At 45.4% G+C, this 401-nt stretch carries 1 rRNA gene; it reads right to left on the bottom strand.

The features are described 5' to 3' along the window. Positions 1-113, bottom strand: a 16S ribosomal RNA gene (locus LZP73_RS19350); the annotation flags it as partial. Positions 114-401 lie beyond the last annotated feature (288 nt).

Below are 401 nucleotides of genomic sequence, written 5' to 3'. Positions count from 1 at the left end.
CGTCCGCCGCTCGCCGGCAAAGATAGCAAGCTATCTTCCCGCTGCCGCTCGACTTGCATGTGTTAGGCCTGCCGCCAGCGTTCAATCTGAGCCATGATCAAACTCTTCAATTAAAGTTTTTTGCTTCATCCCGAAGGACTCAGCGGCTCAATGAATTCTGATTCGAATCAATCTTGTGATTGACTCTTTGTACATATTGCTATGAACACTCAGTTACCTAAGTAACTTGAAAACATTGATTTAAATTTTGACTGCCAACCCTAAGGCTAAGCAGTTTCGATTAACTCAACACCTGTGAGTGTCCACACAGATTTCTTGTTTTAGATTGTTAAAGAGCGTTGACCGCGTTGGGTCGGGGCTGATGCTTCATCAGCTCAGGGTCGTGCATTTTACGCATTTCC

This window comes from Shewanella sp. AS16 (assembly GCF_021412365.1).
GTDB lineage: Bacteria > Pseudomonadota > Gammaproteobacteria > Enterobacterales > Shewanellaceae > Shewanella > Shewanella salipaludis.
This window is presented reverse-complemented; position numbering and strand designations above follow the sequence as displayed.